Genomic DNA, 18,859 nt, shown 5'->3' with positions numbered 1-18,859 from the left:
CCTCCGCCTTAGATCTCGAAGCTGACCATTTTGGCCATGATGCCCGCACCGATGGACATCCACACCAGGCCGAACAGGCCGGTCGCAATCAGGCGATCATCGGTGAAGAAGCCGCCGATATAATTCGGGTTGATCCAGTAGATCATGCCGAACACGATGAAGGGGAGCGCGCCGACGATGTAAGCCGAGGCCTTCGATTCGGAGCTCATCGCCTTGATCTTCAGCTTCATCTGCGCGCGTTTGCGCAGCACGTCGGACAGGTTGGACAAGGTTTCGGCAAGGTTGCCGCCCGTCTCGCGCTGGATAGCCAGCGTGATGACGAAGAACTGGAATTCTGCGGTGCCGAGCTTGTCAGCGGTTTCCTGCAAGGATTCTTCCATCGTGCGGCCGATCTTGATGCGCTCCACCACTTGGCGGAACTCGACGCCCACGGGGCCGGGGACTTCCTGCCCGACGACGGTCAGCGTTTCTGCCACCGGCAGACCCGAACGCAGGCCGCGCACCAACAATTCGATGGCATCGGGGAATTTCGCGTTGAAGGCAGCGGTGCGGCGTTTGATGAAATTGCCCACCACAAGATGCGGCAGACCGGCCCCGATCAGCAAGCCCACGCCGAGTGAGAGCAATGCTGCGCCAGTTTGCAGATACAGCAGCGCGGTGATGGCAACGGCAATGCCGACCGATGCGTAGATATAATTTCCGACCGACCAGCCCTTGCCAGTGCGGTTCAAGCGCAGCGCCAGCGCCTGGATGCGCGAACCGGAGCCGGCGGTGGTAAACCGCTTCGGCTTGCGCGCGGCAATTGCCTTCTTCAGCTGGCTTTCGACTTTGTCGACGGTGCTTTCGGAATGACGGTGGCGCAGCGATTCAAGCCGGCGCTGGCCTTCCTTCGCCGGCGATTTGCCATCGAGCAGCAAATAGCCGAGGATCATCAAACCCATCAGGCCACCGGCCACAAGCACGAGCTGGATGATGTTCATGATCGCTCTTCTCTCACCTTGAAATTGTCAATTTGCGTGCCCGAAGGCCGGTGGTTGCAGGGGCGGGGAAGGCCCGCCCCTGTATCCTTAGTCTGCGTCAACCGCTTCCTTGGCCGACGTCTTCTTGCCGCCGCCAAGCAGCGATTTCAGATCGAAACCGCTGAGCATCGAAGGCTTCTTGCCAAGATTTTCGAGGCTGGCTCCGTCATCCGCAGCTACGCCGACAATCGTCTTGGCGATATCGCGGATCGGCGCGACCGCGCGGCTGCCTTTGTTGGCTTCCGCAAAGGTTTGGCCCAGCTTTGCCGCATTGGCCGCCGCCTTCTGGTCGAACGCGATCTGGAAATTGATCGGGCGTTCGATGGAGGCTTCGAAATCGGCCTTGCTGATTTCCGCCGCGCCGGTCTGCATCTTGTTGCAGACGATCATAGGGTGGGCACCCGGCGCGTTCTGCTTGAGCCAGGACAGGATGCGGATCGTATCGCGGGCGGAAGCGAGGGTCAGCTCGGTCACCAGCGTCACCACATTCACATCCTGCAACAGGTGCGGGAAGTTGATCAGCATATTGCGCGGCAGATCGATCACCGTCATGTCGAAGGCCTGACGGAACTCTTCCTCCAGTTGCAGGAAGGCCGTGCCATCGGTCATCAGCGGCGAATTGATCGGTGCCTCGGCCGACATGATCGCAAGGTTATCGTTCGCGCGGATCATCGCACGTTCGATAAACAGACCGTCAATGCGGCTGGGGTTGTCGATTGCGTCGGTCAGGCCGCGGCCCGGCTCGAGATCGAGCGAAAGCGCCCCCGTGCCGAAATGGACGTCCAGATCGAGCAGCGCAGTCGAACGTTCGTGCTCGATCGAGAACAGCCAGGCGAGCGAGGTTGCCAGCGTCGAGGCACCTACGCCGCCACGCGTGCCGACCACGGCGGTGGCAACGTGTTCGTGTTCCTGATCGCCATCGCCACCATTGCGCGGCGAGGAGAACACGGCCTGTGCCTGAGTCAGCGAATCGCGCAGCTGGCTCGCCGAAAGCGGCTTCAGCAGGTAATCGTGAATGCCGCTCGCGAGCAGATCGCGATAGAGGCGCACATCGTTCACCTGACCGACCGCGATCACCACCGTGCCGGGTTCGCAAACCTCTGCCAGCGCATTGATATCGTTAAGCGGGTCGCCGCTCTCAGACAGATCGACCATCAGAATGGCCGGGCTGGCAGCGATAGACAGCGACTGGATCGCGTTGCGCAGGCCGCCCTTGTTGCACTTTTCGATCTGCCAGCCCATTTCGATAACGACCGGGCGCAGCGCATCGAGCGCGCCATCATCGCAGATATAGGCGGAGAACGGATCGCGGTTGCCCAGCGGGCCGGGTTTCCAGGAATTGCTCATCTTATTCACCCCCTCCACCAGCGCGGGCTTCCGGCAGGACAGTGCCGCCAGCGCCCGAAGGTGCAGCTTCACGGTAAGCGTTGATCGCGCGGTTCGATGTCTGGATAACCGTGGTGCCGGTGCCGCTGGCGCCGTTGAGCAGGTGCTCGGGATCGGCGACCATGGCGGCGACGTTGCTGTTCACGGCGCAGCCATAACCGGGCGAGGTCTGGTTGCCCTGGTTGAAGCCGTACTGGTCGCGCCAGTTGGGGCAGCCGGGAACATGGGCGCTGGAACGGGTTACCACGACCCGGATATTGCCCGGATTGACATAACCTTCGGTGATCGGCGCGCCGTCGCTCAGAAGGATGCCGAAACGGCTGGCGACAGCAGCGACATCTTCGGTCACCGCACGGCTGCCCGTCGGATCGTCGATGGCAACGCGGTCACCATAGCCAAGTTCGAGGGTTTCGAACCAGTCGGCAAGCCGCGCCTGTTCGGGCACGCTCAATCCTGCGCCATTGGCGGCGAGATCGAGTGCGAAGTTCTGGCGTTCGACCACCGGCTGGTTGACGCTGTAAAGCGTCATGTTCTGCGGGCCTTCGTTCATGGTGCCACAGGCCGACAGACCAGCGCCAAGCGAGAGAGCGAGCGCCGTCATGGCGAAGCGTTTTGCAGGATACATCATGGGGATCACTCTCCGTTGTTGAAGCTGAAGCCGGGCAGGGCGGCTGCGCTGGCCGACTGGGCGGGCGCGCCTTGCGGCTGCTGGCCACCGGCCAGCGCAGTGCCCGTCTGGTCAATCAGGCTGAGATCGGGGCCATTGGGGCCGCCATTCGCCGGACGCGGCATCGGGCGGGTGCCCGGCTGGCGGCTGGTTTCGCGGCCGAACAGGGTCTGTTCGGCAGCGCCCGGAACGCCATAACCATCGGTCGGCAAGCGAATGTCACGATCATTGACCGGCTGCACCAGATACGGCGTCACCACGATCACCAGCTCGGTTTCGCCGCGGCGGAACTCGGTCGAGCGAAACAGATTGCCGATGATCGGCATATCGCCCACGCCGGGGATCTGGTCGATCGTGTTCTGCGAGCTGTTCTGCATCAGGCCGGCGATCATGAAGCTTTCGCCCGAGCCCAGCTCGATCGACGTTTCCGCGCTGCGGGTGGTCAATGCGGGGATCTGGAAGCCGTTGAGAACGACGGCGCCCTGCGTCGACAGTTCGGAGACTTCCGGACGCACGCGGATCGAAATCCGGCCGTTCGAAAGCACCGTCGGCGTGTAGACAAGGCTGACACCGAAATCGCGATATTGGACAGTGGTGGTACCCAGACCCTGGCTCAGCGGGATCGGGAATTCGCCGCCGGCGTGGAAGCTGGCGGTTTCACCCGAAAGTGCGACCAGTGTCGGTTCCGAAAGCGTCGTCACCAGACCGCGGCGTTCGCCGAGGTCGAGCGCAGAACCGATATCGAGGCCGAGAAACTCGCCGAAGGCAGCGAGTGTCGAACCGGGCGAGAGCTGGTCGACGATGTTATAGCCATCGCCTTGCAGAGCACCGCCCACTGCGACGGGCGCGCCGCCCGGAGTGATCTGCGAGAACGGCGAACGGCCCTGGCCGAGGCCGAAACGGAAGCCGTCCGTGCTGTCGACAGTCGACAGGTTCATGCCGATATTGCGCACCAGCGAGCGGCTGACTTCGGCAAAGCGAACGCGCAGCATTACTTGTAGCGGGGTTGCCATGCGCAGGCGGGAAATCACATTGGCTTCCTCGCCCACAAAGGCCTGCACAAGCCGTTCGGCTTCGGCAGCATCTTCCGGAGCAGCCACCGTGCCGGTCAGCAGCACCGTGTTGCTGCCCATGGTGGACACTGCGATATTCGCTTCGGGCATGGCCAGCGACAGCATCTGATCGACGCTATCGATGTTCGAGCCGACGCGGATATTGGCCGACCAGATGATATCGCCTGCGGAGTTGCTGGCGTAGATCGTGGTTTCGCCACCGGCGAGGCCGAAGACATAGAGCTGACGCTCCGAGCGCACCTGTACATCGGCGATCGTGTTGTCGGCGATAAAGATGTCGGCCATGTTGCCGGGCACCGTCACCAGTTCACCGCGACCGATCGACAGGACGAGATCCTGTGCCGGACGGATCGTCTGGGCCTGGGCCTGCGTGGCCGGCAGCATTGCCAGCGGAGCGAGTGCCACAGCGGCGCTCATGACTGTCTTCATAAGACGGCTGGTCATAGTGTTGCCTTTCGAAACGGAGGCGGTGGAATTGCGGGTCGTGTTAGACATCAGGGTCATGGCGATTACCGACCCCCCTGCCGGTCAAGCAGTCGGCCTTCGCCGCGATTGACCGGTTCGACAGTGGTTGCTGCACCGCGGCGGACGCGCACGGTCGGGCCGGCAGGTACGGCGGGTGCCGCATTGCCGCCTTGGACTTGCGCCGGAGCCATGGGTGCCGCCGGAGCAGCATCGCGCACCGCCGGAGCCGTGGGCACCGTGCTGCGCTGGAAGCGCGAGACATCGCCGCCGGTCACGAACGTCGTGCCACCTTCACCCGGGCGGGCGACAGCGCGGCGGAGCAGCGCCTCTTCCTCTTCCGGCGAAGCGTTTTCGGGCAGATTCACATCACCCGAAGCCAGCGCGCGTTCGAGATCGGTCTGGTTGTCGGCAATCGAGCGCAGCGACAGGCTGATCGTGCCAATGGTCTGCGCCACGGCAATCTTCTCGGCGATGCGCGGCGTCACTTCGAGCGTCACCGTGCTGAAGGCGCGAACAACCGTGCGGCCTTCTTCATCGGAGCTGGTTTCGGTCTGCTGGTCGGTTGCGAGCACGCGCAGGTTGGTCAGGATCGTTTCCGAGGTTTGCAGCGGCGCGCCTGCGCCACCTTCACCGGCGACGGTCTGCGTCAACACCATGTCGACACGGTCGCCCGGGAAGATGAAGCCGGCCACACCCGTGCGGGCGGAAACTGGAATTGTCACAGCGCGCATACCCGGCCCGAGCGCAGCGGCGAGGAAGCCGCGGTCACCCGGCGAAACGAGCGAGCCCTGCGTGACCGGTTCACCAGCGGTGATCGGGTGACGCACCACCGTGCCAAGCAGCGATTCCATGTCGGATTCGCCGTCGATGAAGTAAGCGTCCTGCACCAGTTCCTGCGGCCACAGCTGGTAAGCCATGGCATCGGCGGTGATGATCGTGCCAACCGGGAGGTTGCGCTTGGCCACCAGCACTTTCGGGCCCTGCGGCTCCGGCGCGGCGGCTTCAACCTCGGGCGTTGCGGCACCGGCGAACATACTCCGGGCAGCAAGAGCGGTACCGATCGCTATGACCAGCGCTCCTACCAGCAAAATGAGCTTCTTCTTATCCATGGTGCGTCAAGCCCCCTCAGTTGGATCTTGCAATAATGGTTGTGCCGAATACCGCGGCATTGGTTAAAATGAGGTTCACCCCGTCACCCCCGCGACAGCAGAAGCGGGAATGTAGAAGCTGCCGATGCTCCAGAGACCGGCGAGCGCGATGGCCACGCCGTAGGGGATCGTCAGCGGATTCTTCTCGCTGCTTTTCACATTGCGGCGGGACATCACGTTCCAGGCACCGAAGACCAGTGTCAGAACGCCGCCAAGCAGCGCCATCATGATGAGCAGCTTCAGATAGACCGCCGGTGTCATCCATAGCGCCAATGCAGTCAGCAATTTGACATCACCGCCACCCATCCACTTCATCGCGAACAGGACGGAAAAGCCGAGAAAGGCGGCAATACCCAGACCAAGCTGAATCGCCATGTCGGGCCAGACACTCATGCCGCTGGCGAACCAGTACAGCGGCGCCCCCATCGCAATCGCGAGGTTCAGCCAGTTGGCGATGCGACGGCTCTTGAGATCGGTGAAGGCTGCGATAAGCAGCGCGATTGCCAATGCACCGAGCAGGCCGTATTTGATCGGATCGTCCAACATGATGTCCCCAAAGTAATCTGGAGCATCGTGCTAGCGCGTATGACTTACTAAAAAGTAACCACAGGCAGGAGGTTCAAATTAGGCAAACAGCAAGCGTAGTCGCCGGTGATGCCGCCACTGATGCCGCGACTGCCTTTGACAGGCGTGCCATTCCTGCTGGGGCAGTGGAGGGAATGTGGCACGCGGCAGACGGGCATCCAATCCGCCATATCATCTGGCCCGCGCCGCCTGCGGATACGGCCGGGCGCGGGGCGATGCTGTTCATGGCGGGGCGCGGCGATGCCTATGAGAAATACCTCGAAAGTTTCGAACATTGGCGGCTGAAGGGCTGGCAGGTGCAGGCGGCAGACTGGCGCGGGCAGGGCGGTTCGGGACGCCTGGGCAATGACAACCGCACAGGCCATATCGACGATTTCGCGCTGTGGATTGCCGATCTGGCGGATTACTGGCGCGGCTGGGCTGCCGTGCAAAAGGGGCCGCGGGTGCTGGTCGGTCATTCGATGGGCGGGCACTTGGTATTGCGCGCCGTGCTAGAAAAAGTGCTCGACCCGATGCCCGATGCGCTGGTGCTATCGGCGCCGATGCTCGATGTTTCGCCAGAATTTGTGCCGATGCCGCTGAAGCGCGGATTCGCCAATGTCATGGCGCGGATCGGCGATCCCAAGCGACCGGCATGGAAAATGAGCGAGAAGCCCGGCGTCACGCCAAGTATGCGCCAGCTGCTGCTGACGCATGACAAGGCGCGCTATGAAGACGAGCTATGGTGGCGGCGCACGCGGCCCGAACTGGAACTGGGGCCGGGCAGCTGGGGCTGGGTGCGCGGAGCGATGGAAAGCTCTTCCGCCCTGTTCGCGCGCGGTGCGTTGGAAAGCGTGACCACGCCCACCTTCATTGTCGCTACCGAGGCAGACAAGCTGGTCAGCCCGTCTGCCATACGCAGCGCGCTGGCGCGGATGCCGCACGTCGATTCGCTGGTGTTCGGCAACGAAGCGGCGCATGAAATCCTGCGCGAGACAGACCATATTCGCGACCGTGCCCTGGCTGCGATTGACGCCTTCCTCGCCAAGGAAGCGCCCGCCTAATGGACCGTTTTGACGTTGTTATAATCGGTGCAGGGATAGCAGGGGCCAGTATCGCTGCCGAGCTTGTGCCGCATCTTTCGGTACTGGTGGCCGAGGCGGAGGATATGCCCGGCTATCACACCACGGGCCGCTCCGCTGCCTTCCGCGAGGAATGTTATGGCGGGACGGACGTGGTACCGCTCACCCTCGCATCCGGCGATTACCTGCGCGATGGCGGATTCCTGACGCCGCGTGCAGGCCTGTATATTGCGCGCGAGGGGCAAGAGCAGGCGCTGGCCGCCTTCATGCACCAGTTCCGTGATGCCGGGGTGACGATCCAGCCGCTTGGCCGGGCGGAATTGAAAGCAAGGCTGCCCGGCGTGCGCGGGGAATGGACGCAGGCGCTGCTTCAGCCCAATTGCGCCGATATCGATGTGGGGGGCTTGCACCAGCATTATCTCGCTTTGGCCAAGCGCGGCGGAGCGGAGCTGCGCGTAAGACACCGGCTCGACGCGGCGGAGCGGGAGGGCGCTGGATGGCGGCTCGATTTCGGAGCAGCGGGGGAAGTGCGCGCGGACGTAGTTGTCAACGCGGCGGGCGCGTGGGCCGATCCGGTGGCGCGCGCCTGCGGTGTCGCGCCGCTGGGCATTACCCCCTATCGCCGCACGGTGGCGCAATTGCGCACTGAACCACCTGCACTCGCCGATCTGCCGCTGGTGATTGATCTGGAGGGCGCGTTCTACTTCCGTCCCGAACATGGCAAGCTCTGGCTCAGCCCGCATGACGAAACGCCGTCAGAACCGTGCGACGCCGCGCCGGAGGAAATCGACATCGCGCTCGCCATCGACCGGTTCGAGCAAGTGGTGGACTGGCGGATCGCGGCGGTCGAGCGCAAGTGGGCCGGGCTGCGCAGTTTCGCGCCAGACCGGCTGCCGGTCTACGGCTATGACGCCGGCATAGCGGGCTTCTTCTGGTTCGCCGGACAAGGTGGCTACGGCATCCAGACCGCGCCCGCGGCGGCGCGTTTCGCGGCGCAATTGCTCGCGGGCGCGCCGCGTGATGGAATGACGGCTGATCTCGATGTAAAATTATACACCCCCGCCCGCTTTGCCCCGGCGATGGTCTAGCCAAGCGGGCGATGTTTGGTATGTAAACCGCTAACAACACCAAGGAGGAGGCTTTCGATGGCTCACCATTTCCAGATCTACAAGGACAAGGCAGGCGAGTTCCGCGTGCGCTTCAAATACAATGACGAGATCATGTTCTCGACTGAAGGCTACGCCTCGAAGGCGAGCGCGAAGAATGCTATCGAATCGATCAAGAAGAACGGCCCGGGCGCCGATGTGGTGGATGACAGCTAAGCTGCGCTGACACGATGTTTCCGAAGGGCCGGTCCGCGAAGGACTGGCCCTTTTCGTTTCAGCCTTGGGCCACCGCCTCGGCGGCATCGCTGGCGAGTTTGTCCACGCGTTCGTTTTCCGGATGGCCGCTATGGCCTTTGACCCATTGCCAGTGGATGGTGTGGGAACCCGAAACCTCGATCAGATCGTGCCACAAATCGGCATTGCGCACCGGCTTCTTGCTGGCATTGACCCAGCCGTTTCTCTTCCAGCCATGCACCCATTTGGTGATGCCATCGATCAGATATTTGCTGTCAGTATAGAGCGTGACCTCGCACGGCTCGATCAGCGCGTCCAGCGCACGGATCGCGGCGGTCATTTCCATGCGGTTATTGGTGGTTTCCGCCTCGCTGCCCGAGAGCTCCTTCTCGTGCCGCCCCATGCGAAGGAGCGCGCCCCAGCCTCCGGGGCCGGGGTTGCCCTTGCAGGCACCATCGGTGAAAATCTCGACCTGCTTCACCCGAAGGCACCCCTTCCTTCGCACCGGTAGAATGTATAGCGGCGCATAAAATCCATCGGATCCTTGCGTGTCACCAAGGCATCGGCGGGCGTGTCGATCCAGTCCTGCGCGCGGCTGGAAACAAAGCGCATACACGCGCCCTGCGCTAACGCCGGCAAGGCCTCGGCCTCGGCCGGTAGCAGCGGGCGTACCGACTGGTAACCGGCGAGCAGGGCCTGTCCGATTTCGGGGCGGAAGCTATTGCCGTCCTTGGAAAAACTCCACGCTGCATGGGTCACCGCAAGGTCGTAGACCATGGCATCGTTGCAGGCGAAATAGAAGTCGATCAGCGCCGTGACCGTGCTCCGTCGCATCAGCACATTGTCTGGAAACAGGTCGGAATGGATCACGCTGGCGGGCAAATCGCTTGGCCAAGCTGCGGCAATGGCTTTCGCTTCGGAAATCGCGGCTGGCAGAGCCGGATCAATCGCCGCGAGCGCCGCCTCTCCGCATTCGGACAAGACGCGCGCCGATGCGTCCGGCCCCAGATCATTGGCGCGAGTGGCAGGGTAATCCTGCGCCGCGAGATGCATTTTGGCGAGCGCCACGCCCACGCTCTGCGCCTGCGCGACCGTGGGATGATCGACCGAGATGCCGGGCAGAAATTCGATCAGCGCCACCGCCTTGCCGTCAATGCTGCGCGAGGCATTGCCTTCCCGGTCGTGAATCGTGCGCGGCACCGGCGCGCCTTTGGCCGCCAGATGATCGAGCAGACCAAGGAAGAAGGGCAACTCACCTATGTCGATCCGCCGTTCATACATGGTGAGGATGAAGCGCGCGCCATTAGCCGCGCTGCCGGTGGTTTCGATCAGCCAGTTGGAATTGGAAACGCCTTCGGCAATGCCCTTGGCCGAAACGAGCTCGCCCACATCATAGCAGGCAATCAGTTCGGCCAGGCTCTCGGCGGAAAGCTGGGTGTAAACGGCCATCGATGCCGCGTTAGTCGGTCAGTTCGCGGGGGAGCTTGAAGGTCATCTTTTCTTCGGTCGTTTTGACCTCCTGCTCTTCGATAGCACGCCATTCAGCGAGCCTCGCCACCACTTCGCGCACCAGCACTTCGGGGGCGGAAGCGCCCGCGGTGACGCCGATGGTGCCGATTCCATCGAGCCATGCCGGGTCAATCTCGTCCGCGCGCTGGATTAGGTAGGAGGTTGTGCCCAGCCGCTCTGCTACTTCGACCAGCCGAAGCGAATTGGAGGAATTGGGCGCGCCGATCACCAGCAACAGATCGCAGGAATCGGCCATCGCCTTTACCGCTTCCTGCCGGTTCGAGGTGGCGTAGCAAATGTCCTCCGCCTTGGGCGCGACGATTTGCGGATAGCGCGCCATCAACGCCGCCACAATTTCGGCGGTATCGTCTACCGACAGCGTGGTCTGGGTGAGGAAAGAGAGGCTGTCTTCCTGCGAGAAAGTCAGCTTGCCCACATCTTCGATAGTCTCGACCAAGGTCATCCGGCCTTCGGGCACTTGCCCCATCGTGCCGATCACTTCGGGATGGCCCGCGTGCCCGATAAAGATGATGTGCTGGCCCTTCTCGATCTGCCGCTCTGCTTGCCGGTGGACTTTGGACACCAGCGGACAGGTCGCATCGAGATAGACCATATTGCGCCGCTCTGCCTCGGCAGGCACCGACTTGGGCACGCCGTGCGCGCTGAACACCACCGGTGCATCGTCGGGCACTTCGTCCAGTTCCTCGACAAAAATCGCGCCCTTTTCGCGCAGGCCTTCCACCACATAGCGGTTATGAACGATTTCGTGCCGCACATAGACCGGCGCGCCGAAACGCTCGATGCTTTTTTCGACAATGTCGATGGCGCGATCCACACCGGCGCAGAAGCCGCGCGGGGCGGCGATCAGCACCTTGAGCGGCAATTTGTCGCCATTCACGGGCGATTCCTGAAAGGGGGCGTTCATAGTCATGGCTCTAGCGGTTGTCGGGCTCCGGCGAAAGGGCTAGGGGGCTTGGAAAGGAATCCGGCGCTCATGTCGCCATTCCTGTGCCAGTATCAAGGACGTTTATGCAGTTTCGATCCGCCTTTTTTGCTCTCGCCGCTTCCGCCACCCTGCTCGCAGGCTGTGCATCGGATGGCGAGCTCGTTGTCGATCAGGGCGTTGGCATCACCGCGCTGCGTTCGGTCTGCCCGGCGGTGGGCGTGCCCGACTATACCGGCGATGTGACGCTGTTCAGCCGCGATGGCGCACGCACGGCGGATGCGCTGGATGTTTCTGCGGCGATCACCAATGTCCGCTCGACCTGCAACGACCAGGGCGATCTGGTGTACACCAGCGCCACGTTTGATGTGGTGGCAACCCGGCGGGATACGCGCGGCGCGCGCACGGTCGAACTGCCCTATTTCTCCACCGTGATGCGCGGGGGCACCTCAGTGGTGGCGAAGCGTGTGGGCACGGTGACGCTCACTTTCGCCGACGGGCAGGAGCGCGCGCAGGCAAGCGGCGCGGCGGAAAGCTATGTCAGCCGTGCCGAAGCGACTTTGCCCGAGGATATCCGTGAACGCATCACGCGGCGACGCCGCGCGGGCGACCTGTCCGCTGCGGTGGATCCGCTGTCCGAGCCCGATGTCCGCGCCGCGGTGGCGCGCGCGACGTTCGAACTGTTGATCGGCTTCCAGCTTACCGAAGAGCAGCTGGCTTACAACGTCACGCGCTAATCACGCTCTTGCAAAAAGTGTGAGTCCCAGCGAATGCTGGGACCTCTTCCGGAAAGGCTCCAGCCTGTGCTGGAGCGCATGAATGATATGACCAAATCACAAACCCTTTACGCCGCCTTTGCGGCCAAAATCGATGCCATCCTTGCCGCTTTGGAAGGCGAAGCCGTGCTTCCCGCAGGCAGCCCGCGCGGCAATGTCAGCGTGGAGCCGCCGCGCGATGCCGCGCATGGCGATCTGGCAACCAACGCCGCGATGGTGCTGGCGAAGCACGCCGCCACCAATCCGCGCGCGCTGGCTGAAAAGATCGTCGAGCATTTGTCGCGCGACCCATTGATCGAAAGCGCCGAAATTGCCGGGCCGGGCTTTATCAATCTGCGCCTCGCGCCGACCGTGTGGCGTGAGGAAATCGCCGCCATCGCCGCGCTCGGCGATAGCTACGGCAAGTCCGACATGGGCGCGGGCACAACGGTGAATGTCGAATATGTCTCGGCCAATCCGACAGGCCCCATGCATATGGGCCATTGCCGCGGCGCGGTGGTGGGCGATGCACTGGCGAGCCTGCTCGAATTTGCCGGGCACAAAGTGATCCGCGAATATTACGTCAATGATGCCGGCGGGCAGGTCGATACGCTCGCACGCTCTGCGCACTTGCGTTACCGCGAGGCGCTGGGCGAAGACATTGGCGACATTCCGGAAGGGTTCTATCCCGGCGCCTATCTGATCCCCGTTGGCGAAGCGGCGGCAAAGGAATTCGGCGACCGCTACCAGCGCGCTGACGAAGCCGAGTGGCTGGCGATTTTCCGCGCCTTCGCGGTCGAGCGGATGATGGCGGTGATCAAGTCCGATCTGGCGCAGCTTGGCATCAATCATGATGTGTTTTCGTCCGAAGCGGCGTTGCAAGCGGCGGGCAAGCCCGAAGCCGCCGAGGCATGGCTGCGCCAGCACGATCTGGTGTATGACGGCGTGCTCGAAGCGCCAAAGGGCAAGGCCCCGCCCGAAGACTGGGAGCCGGTCGAACTGCCGCTGTTCCGCTCGACCCAATTCGGCGACGATCAGGATCGCCCGATCAAGAAGTCGGACGGCAAGTGGACCTATTTCGGGGCCGACCTTGCCTATCATATGCAGAAGGCCGAAACCGCCGATGCGCTGATCGATATCTGGGGCGCGGACCATGCAGGCACGGTCAAGCGGATCAAGGCGGCGGTGGCCGCGCTGTCCGCCGGTAAGGGTGAGGTTACCCCCTTTGATGTGAAGCTGGTGCAGATGGTGCAACTCTTGCGCGACGGCGAACCGGCGAAAATGTCCAAACGTTCGGGCAATTTCATCACCATAGCCGATATGGTCGATGAAGTGGGCAAGGATGTGGTCCGCTTTACCATGCTCACCCGCAAGCCCGAAGCGCAGATGGATTTCGACTTCGCCAAAGTGGTGGAAGCCTCGAAAGACAATCCGGTCTTCTACGTGCAATACGCCCATGCGCGCATCTGTTCGACGCTGCGCAAGGCGGCAGACGCAGGGATTACGCCCTCGGACGTGCATCTCGACCTGCTGACCGAGGCCGATCTGGCCCTGGTCAAGCAAGCGGCGCAATTCCCCCGCGAAGTCGAGGCGGCGGCACGAGCGCGCGAGCCGCACCGCATTGCCTTCTACCTCTACGATCTGGCGGCAGCGTTCCACGCCTTCTGGAATCTGGGGAATGACGATCCGGAAAAACGGTTCATACTGGAACATAAACCGGATGTATCGGCGGCAAGGCTTTTTCTCGCGTCCCAAATCGGGCAGATAGTCCGAAACGGCTTGGCCATTTTGGGGGTCGAAGCGGTCGAGGAGTTGTGAGCGATGAATAATCCGGGCGATCGGGACGAGGACCTGGAATACCAGGACGGCGAAATCGAAGCGACGTGGGAGGAGGAAGAGCAACTCGACCTCACCGACGAAGACGAAGATTTGCCGTGGCTGGAAGCTGACGAGTACGAAGAAGAACGGGGCTTCGACTGGGGCTTTGTGCGCCTCCTTGCATTTGCGGCGGTTGCTCTTGCTTTGGCGCTGGGCGCTATCTGGTGGTTGTCGCGTGAAGCCCCCGATCCCGAAATGGTGCCGGACGGATCGACAATCGAAGCGCCCGAAGGCGACTACAAGGTGCGGCCCGAAGAAGGCGCTACTTCCGAGGTCGAAGGAACCGGCAGTCAGGCATTCCAGGTCGCCGAGGGTGATCAGGATCGCGGCCGTGTGGCGGGCGAGGATGGCGGCGACAGCCCGCGTCCCTCGATAGATGTCGACCAGGCGGGCGAGGCAGCCGGTGCTGGCACTGGCGCTGCCGGTGCAACGCCCGCGGCAGATAGCGGCAGCAATGTCTATGTCCAGATCGGCGCGTTCGGTAGCCAGGCAGACGCCGAGGCGGCTTGGCGCAGCGCGACCAGCCGGTTCAGCGCGCTCTCCGGAATGCGGTATCGCGTGGTCGAGGGCGATGTGAACGGGGCGACCGTTTATCGTTTGCAAGCGATCGCGGGCGACCGTGCCAGCGCCGATGCCACCTGCCGCGCGATCCGCAATGGCGGCGGGGACTGCTACATCCGCTAGCAGGGCCGGTTTTGCCGGTCTTTTCCCCCGCCTGCTATCCGTAAATGCTTGCGCGATGCGGCGAATTCGGGCGTAGATACGGTCGATGACACCCGCAATTTTCGGCCTGTCCGGTCCCACCCTGACCGATGACGAACGCGCCTTCTTCATGGAGGCCGATCCCGCAGGCTACATCCTGTTTGCCCGCAATTGCGAAAACCGCGAACAGCTGCGCGCGCTGACCGATGATCTGCGCAGCCTGCACGGGCGCGAGCATCTGCTCATCAGCATCGATCAGGAAGGCGGCCGCGTCACGCGCATGAAGCCGCCCGTGTGGGACAAATATCCGCCGCAGGGCGTCTTTGCCGAGCTGTATGATGTCGCTCCCGCCAGCGCCATCCAGGCGGCGCGGGCGAATGCGCAACTGCTTGCGCTCGACCTTACCGAATGCGGCATTACGGTCGATTACCTCCCGCTGCTCGATGTGCGGCAGGAAGGCGCGCATGACGTGATTGGCGACCGCGCTTTGGGCAGCGAGCCGATGCAAGTGGCCGCACTGGGCCGCGCCGTGCTCGATGGGCTCAGGCGCGGCGGGGTGGCGGGCTGCATCAAGCATATGCCGGGCCATGGCCGCGCTTTGGTGGACAGCCACAAGGATTTGCCGGTCGTCACCGCGAGTGATGAAGAACTCGCCATCGATATCGCACCCTTCGCGAAGCTGACTGACGCACCAATGGCGATGAGCGCGCATATCCGCTTCACCGCGTGGGATGCGGCCAATCCGGCGACGCTTTCGGAAAAAGTGATCGATGAAATCATCCGTAGGCGCATCGGCTTCGATGGCCTGCTGCTGACCGACGATATCGACATGGAGGCGCTCGACGGCTCCATCCCCGAGCGTGCCAAGGCGGCGATAGCGGCGGGCTGCGATATCGTGCTAAATTGTTGGGCAAAAATCGACGATATGGCGGGCATCGTAGAAGCGCTTCCGGTGATGTCCGACCAGACCGCCAAAAGGCTGGGGCGCGCGCTGGAGGGCGTGGGCGAGGTTGCTGACGATACACCGCGCGAAGAATTGCTGCGCACCCGCGATGAATTGCTAAAGCTGGTCGGGGCCGAAGCATGAACGAAGACGAACTCATCCTTACGGTCGAAGAATCCGCCGAGGAAACGGTCGCCGATGATTGGCGCGGCATTGCTGCCCCTACGCCGGACGATTCGAACGCGCTCTATCTCGAACTCGACGGGTGGGAAGGGCCGCTCGACCTGTTGCTCGATCTCGCCCGTCGGCAGAAGGTCGATCTCAAAGCGATCAGCATCCTCGCGCTGGTTGACCAATATATCCAGTATATCGAGCGGGCCGAGGCGCTGAAGCTGGAGATTGCCGCTGATTATCTGGTTATGGCGGCATGGCTCGCTTACCTCAAATCGGCGCTTCTGCTGCCCAAGGAAGAACAGGAAGACCCCTCCCCGGAAGAGTTGGCGCTGCGGCTGCAATTGCGACTGCAACGGCTGGGGGCAATGCGCGAGGCGGGCGCTCGGCTGATGGCGCGTGACTTGATGGGACGCGATGTGTTTGCGCGCGGTGCGCCCGAGGGCCTCAAAGTGCTGCGCAAGAATGCCTGGCAATGCGATTGGTTCAGCCTCGTGCGCGCCTACGGGCAGGTGAAACTGCGCACCGAACCGGTTGTGCATATGGTTGCCGAGCGCCCGGTGATGACGCTCGATTCGGCGCTCCAGCGCGTGTCCGCCATGCTTGGCGTGACGCTCGACTGGATGGAAATCCGCAGCTTCCTACCTGCCAATGCCGAGCCACGCCTGCGCAGGAGCGCGCTCGCATCGAGCTTTGTTGCCGCGCTGGAACTGGCGCGCATGGGGAAGGCAGAAATCCGGCAGGACGACGCCTTCGGCCCGCTCGCATTGCGGCGGGTGGTGGCGTGAACTCCGTTTCCGACCTCGCCCGCGCGGTGGAAGCGTGCCTGTTCGCGGCGGAGGAGCCGATGACGCAAGAGGCCATCTCCGCGCATGTCGGCGATGCCGATGTGGCAGACGCACTTGGCGAATTACAGGCGGCCTATGAAGGGCGCGGGATTGTGCTGGTGGAGCGGGGCAAACGCTGGCAATTCCAGACCGCGCCCGATCTCGCCCATTTGCTCCGCCGCGAGAAGGAACAGGCGCGCAAGCTGAGCCGCGCGGCCACCGAAGTACTGGCAATCATCGCCTATCACGAACCCGTCAGTCGCGCCGAAATCGAATCGATTCGCGGGGTGCAAACGTCATCCGGCACCCTGGATGTGCTGATGGAGGCGGGCTGGGTGCGCGTTGCCGGCCGCCGCGAAGTGCCAGGGCGTCCGGTCATCTATGCAACGACACCCGATTTCCTCAACCATTTCGGCCTCGAAACGCGCAAGGACTTGCCCGGCTTGGACGAGTTGAAAGCCGCTGGACTGCTCGATCCGGTAGACGATGCCTATGAGGACATGGTGGCGGAGAAAGAGGCGCAGCTTGCCGCCGAGCAGGTGGTTGCGGATGCTCCCGATCCCGATGACGACGAGGAACCGCTGGAAATGCCCCGCGATAACGCCTAAGTTACACGACTGAAGCGTTCACAAGGAAATTCTCATGCAGCCGGGTATTTGGCAGATCCTGATCATCGCCGTCGTCGTTCTTGTCCTGTTCGGCAGAGGCCGCATTTCCGAGATGATGGGCGATTTCGGCAAGGGAATCAGCAGCTTCAAGAAGGGCATGAACGAAGAACAGCGCAGCACATCCGAGAACAATGCACGGATCGAGGCGCCCACCGCGACCTCTGCGCCCGCTTCGAGTGAAACGACCGAGACGACCTCGGGCGACACCACCCGTTCCTGATCCTGCCTAGCGAGCGCCGCGCACCATGTTCGATATCGGCGCCACCGAACTCTTGATGATCGTCATTGTGGCGGTGCTTGTCATCGGCCCTAAGGATATGCCGCTGGCCTTCCGTACTGCGGGGCGCTGGGTGGGCAAGATGCGCAAGCTTTCGGCCCATTTCCGCACTGGACTCGACGCGATGGTGCGCGAGGCGGAACTGGAAGACATGGAAAAGCAGTGGAAGGCGCAGAACGAGAAGATCATGCGCGAACATCCCGACGGCGCCCCCGCCGAGATGGAGCCGACCGGAGCCTATCCGCCGCGCCAGCTGACGCCCGAGCAAAAGGCGCGGCTGGAGGGACTTTCACCCGAGGAACGGATTGCTGCAAAAGAAGCGGTTGCGGCCGAAGCTGCGGCAGCGGCCCGTGCCGAACGCGCCGCTGCTGCGAGCGCAGTCGATCACGAAAATGCTACGCCGCCCGCCGTGGACAGCGAGGCAGCGCCACAATTGCCGCTCGATCCGCCGGCGAAGGACGGCTGAGCCATGGGCTTTATCAAGGATCTGGATGACACACAGGCGCCGCTGCTCGATCACCTGATCGAGCTGCGCGGGCGGCTGGTGAAGGCGGTCGCAGCGCTGATGGTGGCGTTTTTAGGCTGCTTTTACTTCGCCGACGAGATTTTCGGCCTGCTGGTGCGCCCATTGACCAATGCGTTCCCCGAGGGCCAGGGCCAGCTGGTCTACACCCAGCTGTACGGTGCGTTCTTTGTCGAGATCAAGGTCGCGCTGTTCGCGGCGTTTTTCATCGCTTTTCCGATCATCGCCAACCAGTTGTGGGCGTTTATCGCACCTGGCCTTTATGCCAAGGAGAAGCGGGCGTTCTTGCCGTTCCTGTTGGCGACGCCGGTGTTGTTCACCATGGGCGGGGCGCTTGCCTATTTCGTGGTGATGCCGCTGGCTTTCGACTTCTTCCTTGGGTTTGAGGGCGAGGCTGGCGGGCTGCCGGCCAATGCGCTGCCCGAGATGGGGCAGTATCTCGATCTGGTAATGCGCTTCATTCTTGCCTTTGGGATCAGCTTTCTGCTGCCGGTGCTGCTGATGCTACTGAATTCGGCGGGGCTGGTTACGCGGTCGCAACTGGTTTCGGTGCGGCGCTATGTCATCGTGGCAGTGTTCATTCTGGCTGCACTGATTACGCCGCCCGATGTGATTTCGCAGCTTATGCTGGCGCTGCCGCTGCTCTTGCTGTTCGAAGGCTCGCTAGTGCTAATGCTGCTGAGTGAACGCAAGCGCGCGAAGGAAGCCGCGGCGGCCCAGGCTGAGGACAGCACGCCCTCGGGCGAAGCGGCGGTGCAAACCGCGGCTGCGGGTGACGAACCGACCGACTGAGGCAGCGTTCCGCGCTTTTTCCGCGTCCGGCCCGCGCCCTGTTGGCAAGGCCAAGCAGAGAGAAATTCCTGCGCTGTACAAACAAAAACGGGGCCGCAAGCGACCCCGTCTTCAAATTCTGTGATCC

At 62.7% G+C, this 18,859-nt stretch carries 21 protein-coding genes; 12 read left to right on the top strand and 9 right to left on the bottom strand.

What is annotated here, in order from left to right:
- Positions 1 to 8 precede the first annotated feature (8 nt).
- The 6 genes from ACS0VV_RS10640 to ACS0VV_RS10615 all read right to left on the bottom strand — a co-directional run bounded on the left by ACS0VV_RS10640 (position 9) and on the right by ACS0VV_RS10615 (position 6,304).
- Positions 9 to 980, bottom strand: a complete 972-nt coding sequence (locus tag ACS0VV_RS10640; protein ID WP_483532680.1) for a type II secretion system F family protein — start codon at positions 978 to 980, stop codon at positions 9 to 11.
- An 87-nt stretch (positions 981 to 1,067) separates the two neighbouring features.
- Positions 1,068 to 2,366 (bottom strand): CpaE/TadZ family protein, encoded by a 1,299-nt coding sequence (locus ACS0VV_RS10635; protein ID WP_483532679.1) that lies wholly within the window; start codon positions 2,364 to 2,366, stop codon positions 1,068 to 1,070.
- A gap of 1 nt (position 2,367) precedes the next feature.
- On the bottom strand, positions 2,368 to 3,033 hold the full coding sequence (locus ACS0VV_RS10630; RefSeq protein WP_483532678.1) for a CpaD family pilus assembly protein: 666 nt from the start codon (positions 3,031 to 3,033) through the stop codon (positions 2,368 to 2,370).
- 5 nt (positions 3,034 to 3,038) lie between these two features.
- Positions 3,039 to 4,589, bottom strand: coding sequence for a type II and III secretion system protein family protein (locus ACS0VV_RS10625; RefSeq protein WP_483532677.1), 1,551 nt, complete (start codon positions 4,587 to 4,589; stop codon positions 3,039 to 3,041).
- A gap of 65 nt (positions 4,590 to 4,654) precedes the next feature.
- Positions 4,655 to 5,719 carry a Flp pilus assembly protein CpaB gene (cpaB, locus tag ACS0VV_RS10620; protein WP_483532676.1) on the bottom strand — a complete coding sequence of 355 codons (1,065 nt, stop codon included), beginning with the start codon at positions 5,717 to 5,719 and terminating at the stop codon, positions 4,655 to 4,657.
- Positions 5,720 to 5,794: 75 nt separating this feature from the next.
- A complete protein-coding gene (locus tag ACS0VV_RS10615) occupies positions 5,795 to 6,304 on the bottom strand; it encodes an A24 family peptidase (RefSeq protein ID WP_483532675.1) in 510 nt (169 codons plus the stop codon).
- 173 nt (positions 6,305 to 6,477) lie between these two features.
- On the opposite strand from ACS0VV_RS10615, the gene ACS0VV_RS10610 reads away from it, so the two are divergent.
- Genes ACS0VV_RS10610 through ACS0VV_RS10600 form a run of 3 tightly spaced genes read left to right on the top strand, consistent with a single transcriptional unit; the run spans position 6,478 to position 8,726 of the window.
- The gene (locus ACS0VV_RS10610) at positions 6,478 to 7,386 is read left to right on the top strand and encodes an alpha/beta fold hydrolase (protein ID WP_483532674.1); all 909 of its coding nucleotides are present in this window, start codon (positions 6,478 to 6,480) and stop codon (positions 7,384 to 7,386) included.
- Positions 7,386 to 8,492 (top strand): NAD(P)/FAD-dependent oxidoreductase, encoded by a 1,107-nt coding sequence (locus ACS0VV_RS10605; protein WP_483532673.1) that lies wholly within the window; start codon positions 7,386 to 7,388, stop codon positions 8,490 to 8,492. Before ACS0VV_RS10610 ends, ACS0VV_RS10605 begins: the two co-directional genes overlap by 1 nt.
- Before the next feature lie 57 nt (positions 8,493 to 8,549).
- Positions 8,550 to 8,726 carry a YegP family protein gene (locus tag ACS0VV_RS10600; RefSeq protein ID WP_483532672.1) on the top strand — a complete coding sequence of 59 codons (177 nt, stop codon included), beginning with the start codon at positions 8,550 to 8,552 and terminating at the stop codon, positions 8,724 to 8,726.
- 58 nt (positions 8,727 to 8,784) lie between these two features.
- Here ACS0VV_RS10600 and rnhA read toward each other — a convergent pair whose 3' ends face one another.
- The 3 genes from rnhA to ispH are packed head-to-tail and all read right to left on the bottom strand — an operon-like array spanning position 8,785 to position 11,178.
- Complete coding sequence (gene rnhA / locus ACS0VV_RS10595; RefSeq protein WP_483532671.1) at positions 8,785 to 9,225, bottom strand: ribonuclease HI; 441 nt, start codon at positions 9,223 to 9,225, stop codon at positions 8,785 to 8,787.
- Positions 9,222 to 10,193, bottom strand: a complete 972-nt coding sequence (thrB, locus tag ACS0VV_RS10590) for a homoserine kinase (RefSeq protein ID WP_483532670.1) — start codon at positions 10,191 to 10,193, stop codon at positions 9,222 to 9,224. The genes rnhA and thrB overlap by 4 nt, the downstream gene beginning before the upstream one ends.
- A gap of 10 nt (positions 10,194 to 10,203) precedes the next feature.
- Positions 10,204 to 11,178 (bottom strand): 4-hydroxy-3-methylbut-2-enyl diphosphate reductase, encoded by a 975-nt coding sequence (ispH, locus tag ACS0VV_RS10585; protein ID WP_483533530.1) that lies wholly within the window; start codon positions 11,176 to 11,178, stop codon positions 10,204 to 10,206.
- Between the two features lie 104 nt (positions 11,179 to 11,282).
- Here ispH and ACS0VV_RS10580 point away from each other — a divergent pair, with 104 nt between their 5' ends.
- The 9 genes from ACS0VV_RS10580 to tatC all read left to right on the top strand — a co-directional run bounded on the left by ACS0VV_RS10580 (position 11,283) and on the right by tatC (position 18,732).
- On the top strand, positions 11,283 to 11,933 hold the full coding sequence (locus ACS0VV_RS10580; RefSeq protein WP_483532669.1) for a hypothetical protein: 651 nt from the start codon (positions 11,283 to 11,285) through the stop codon (positions 11,931 to 11,933).
- Positions 11,934 to 12,020: 87 nt separating this feature from the next.
- Positions 12,021 to 13,769 carry an arginine--tRNA ligase gene (gene argS, locus ACS0VV_RS10575; RefSeq protein ID WP_483532668.1) on the top strand — a complete coding sequence of 583 codons (1,749 nt, stop codon included), beginning with the start codon at positions 12,021 to 12,023 and terminating at the stop codon, positions 13,767 to 13,769.
- A gap of 3 nt (positions 13,770 to 13,772) precedes the next feature.
- On the top strand, positions 13,773 to 14,513 hold the full coding sequence (locus tag ACS0VV_RS10570) for an SPOR domain-containing protein (RefSeq protein ID WP_483532667.1): 741 nt from the start codon (positions 13,773 to 13,775) through the stop codon (positions 14,511 to 14,513).
- Between the two features lie 85 nt (positions 14,514 to 14,598).
- Entirely contained in the window at positions 14,599 to 15,618 is a 1,020-nt protein-coding gene (gene nagZ, locus ACS0VV_RS10565) for a beta-N-acetylhexosaminidase (protein ID WP_483532666.1), read from the top strand.
- A complete protein-coding gene (locus ACS0VV_RS10560) occupies positions 15,615 to 16,433 on the top strand; it encodes a segregation and condensation protein A (RefSeq protein ID WP_483532665.1) in 819 nt (272 codons plus the stop codon). The genes nagZ and ACS0VV_RS10560 overlap by 4 nt, the downstream gene beginning before the upstream one ends.
- A 59-nt stretch (positions 16,434 to 16,492) precedes the next feature.
- Positions 16,493 to 17,080, top strand: a complete 588-nt coding sequence (gene scpB, locus ACS0VV_RS10555; RefSeq protein ID WP_483533529.1) for an SMC-Scp complex subunit ScpB — start codon at positions 16,493 to 16,495, stop codon at positions 17,078 to 17,080.
- Between the two features lie 34 nt (positions 17,081 to 17,114).
- Positions 17,115 to 17,360, top strand: coding sequence for a twin-arginine translocase TatA/TatE family subunit (gene tatA, locus ACS0VV_RS10550; RefSeq protein WP_483532664.1), 246 nt, complete (start codon positions 17,115 to 17,117; stop codon positions 17,358 to 17,360).
- Positions 17,361 to 17,385: 25 nt separating this feature from the next.
- On the top strand, positions 17,386 to 17,883 hold the full coding sequence (gene tatB, locus ACS0VV_RS10545) for a Sec-independent protein translocase protein TatB (RefSeq protein ID WP_483532663.1): 498 nt from the start codon (positions 17,386 to 17,388) through the stop codon (positions 17,881 to 17,883).
- Between the two features lie 3 nt (positions 17,884 to 17,886).
- Positions 17,887 to 18,732 carry a twin-arginine translocase subunit TatC gene (gene tatC, locus ACS0VV_RS10540; RefSeq protein ID WP_483532662.1) on the top strand — a complete coding sequence of 282 codons (846 nt, stop codon included), beginning with the start codon at positions 17,887 to 17,889 and terminating at the stop codon, positions 18,730 to 18,732.
- The last annotated feature ends 127 nt before the right edge of the window (positions 18,733 to 18,859 follow it).

It is taken from the genome of Aurantiacibacter sp. KMU-128 (genome assembly GCF_056933515.1).
Note: the sequence above shows the minus strand (reverse complement) of the source record. Positions and strands in the feature narration are given on the sequence as shown.

Excerpts from the sequence above, each read along its gene's own strand:
- ACS0VV_RS10640 (WP_483532680.1), bottom strand. The coding sequence starts at position 980 with ATGAACATCATCCAGCTCGTGCTTGTGGCCGGTGGCCTGATGGGTTTG.
- ACS0VV_RS10635 (WP_483532679.1), bottom strand. The coding sequence starts at position 2,366 with ATGAGCAATTCCTGGAAACCCGGCCCGCTGGGCAACCGCGATCCGTTC.
- ACS0VV_RS10630 (WP_483532678.1), bottom strand. The coding sequence starts at position 3,033 with ATGATGTATCCTGCAAAACGCTTCGCCATGACGGCGCTCGCTCTCTCG.
- ACS0VV_RS10625 (WP_483532677.1), bottom strand. The coding sequence starts at position 4,589 with ATGACCAGCCGTCTTATGAAGACAGTCATGAGCGCCGCTGTGGCACTC.
- cpaB (WP_483532676.1), bottom strand. The coding sequence starts at position 5,719 with ATGGATAAGAAGAAGCTCATTTTGCTGGTAGGAGCGCTGGTCATAGCG.
- ACS0VV_RS10615 (WP_483532675.1), bottom strand. The coding sequence starts at position 6,304 with ATGTTGGACGATCCGATCAAATACGGCCTGCTCGGTGCATTGGCAATC.
- ACS0VV_RS10610 (WP_483532674.1), top strand. The coding sequence starts at position 6,478 with ATGTGGCACGCGGCAGACGGGCATCCAATCCGCCATATCATCTGGCCC.
- ACS0VV_RS10605 (WP_483532673.1), top strand. The coding sequence starts at position 7,386 with ATGGACCGTTTTGACGTTGTTATAATCGGTGCAGGGATAGCAGGGGCC.
- ACS0VV_RS10600 (WP_483532672.1), top strand. The coding sequence starts at position 8,550 with ATGGCTCACCATTTCCAGATCTACAAGGACAAGGCAGGCGAGTTCCGC.
- thrB (WP_483532670.1), bottom strand. The coding sequence starts at position 10,193 with ATGGCCGTTTACACCCAGCTTTCCGCCGAGAGCCTGGCCGAACTGATT.
- ispH (WP_483533530.1), bottom strand. The coding sequence starts at position 11,178 with ATGAACGCCCCCTTTCAGGAATCGCCCGTGAATGGCGACAAATTGCCG.
- ACS0VV_RS10580 (WP_483532669.1), top strand. The coding sequence starts at position 11,283 with ATGCAGTTTCGATCCGCCTTTTTTGCTCTCGCCGCTTCCGCCACCCTG.
- argS (WP_483532668.1), top strand. The coding sequence starts at position 12,021 with ATGACCAAATCACAAACCCTTTACGCCGCCTTTGCGGCCAAAATCGAT.
- ACS0VV_RS10570 (WP_483532667.1), top strand. The coding sequence starts at position 13,773 with ATGAATAATCCGGGCGATCGGGACGAGGACCTGGAATACCAGGACGGC.
- nagZ (WP_483532666.1), top strand. The coding sequence starts at position 14,599 with ATGACACCCGCAATTTTCGGCCTGTCCGGTCCCACCCTGACCGATGAC.
- ACS0VV_RS10560 (WP_483532665.1), top strand. The coding sequence starts at position 15,615 with ATGAACGAAGACGAACTCATCCTTACGGTCGAAGAATCCGCCGAGGAA.
- scpB (WP_483533529.1), top strand. The coding sequence starts at position 16,493 with ATGACGCAAGAGGCCATCTCCGCGCATGTCGGCGATGCCGATGTGGCA.
- tatA (WP_483532664.1), top strand. The coding sequence starts at position 17,115 with ATGCAGCCGGGTATTTGGCAGATCCTGATCATCGCCGTCGTCGTTCTT.
- tatB (WP_483532663.1), top strand. The coding sequence starts at position 17,386 with ATGTTCGATATCGGCGCCACCGAACTCTTGATGATCGTCATTGTGGCG.
- tatC (WP_483532662.1), top strand. The coding sequence starts at position 17,887 with ATGGGCTTTATCAAGGATCTGGATGACACACAGGCGCCGCTGCTCGAT.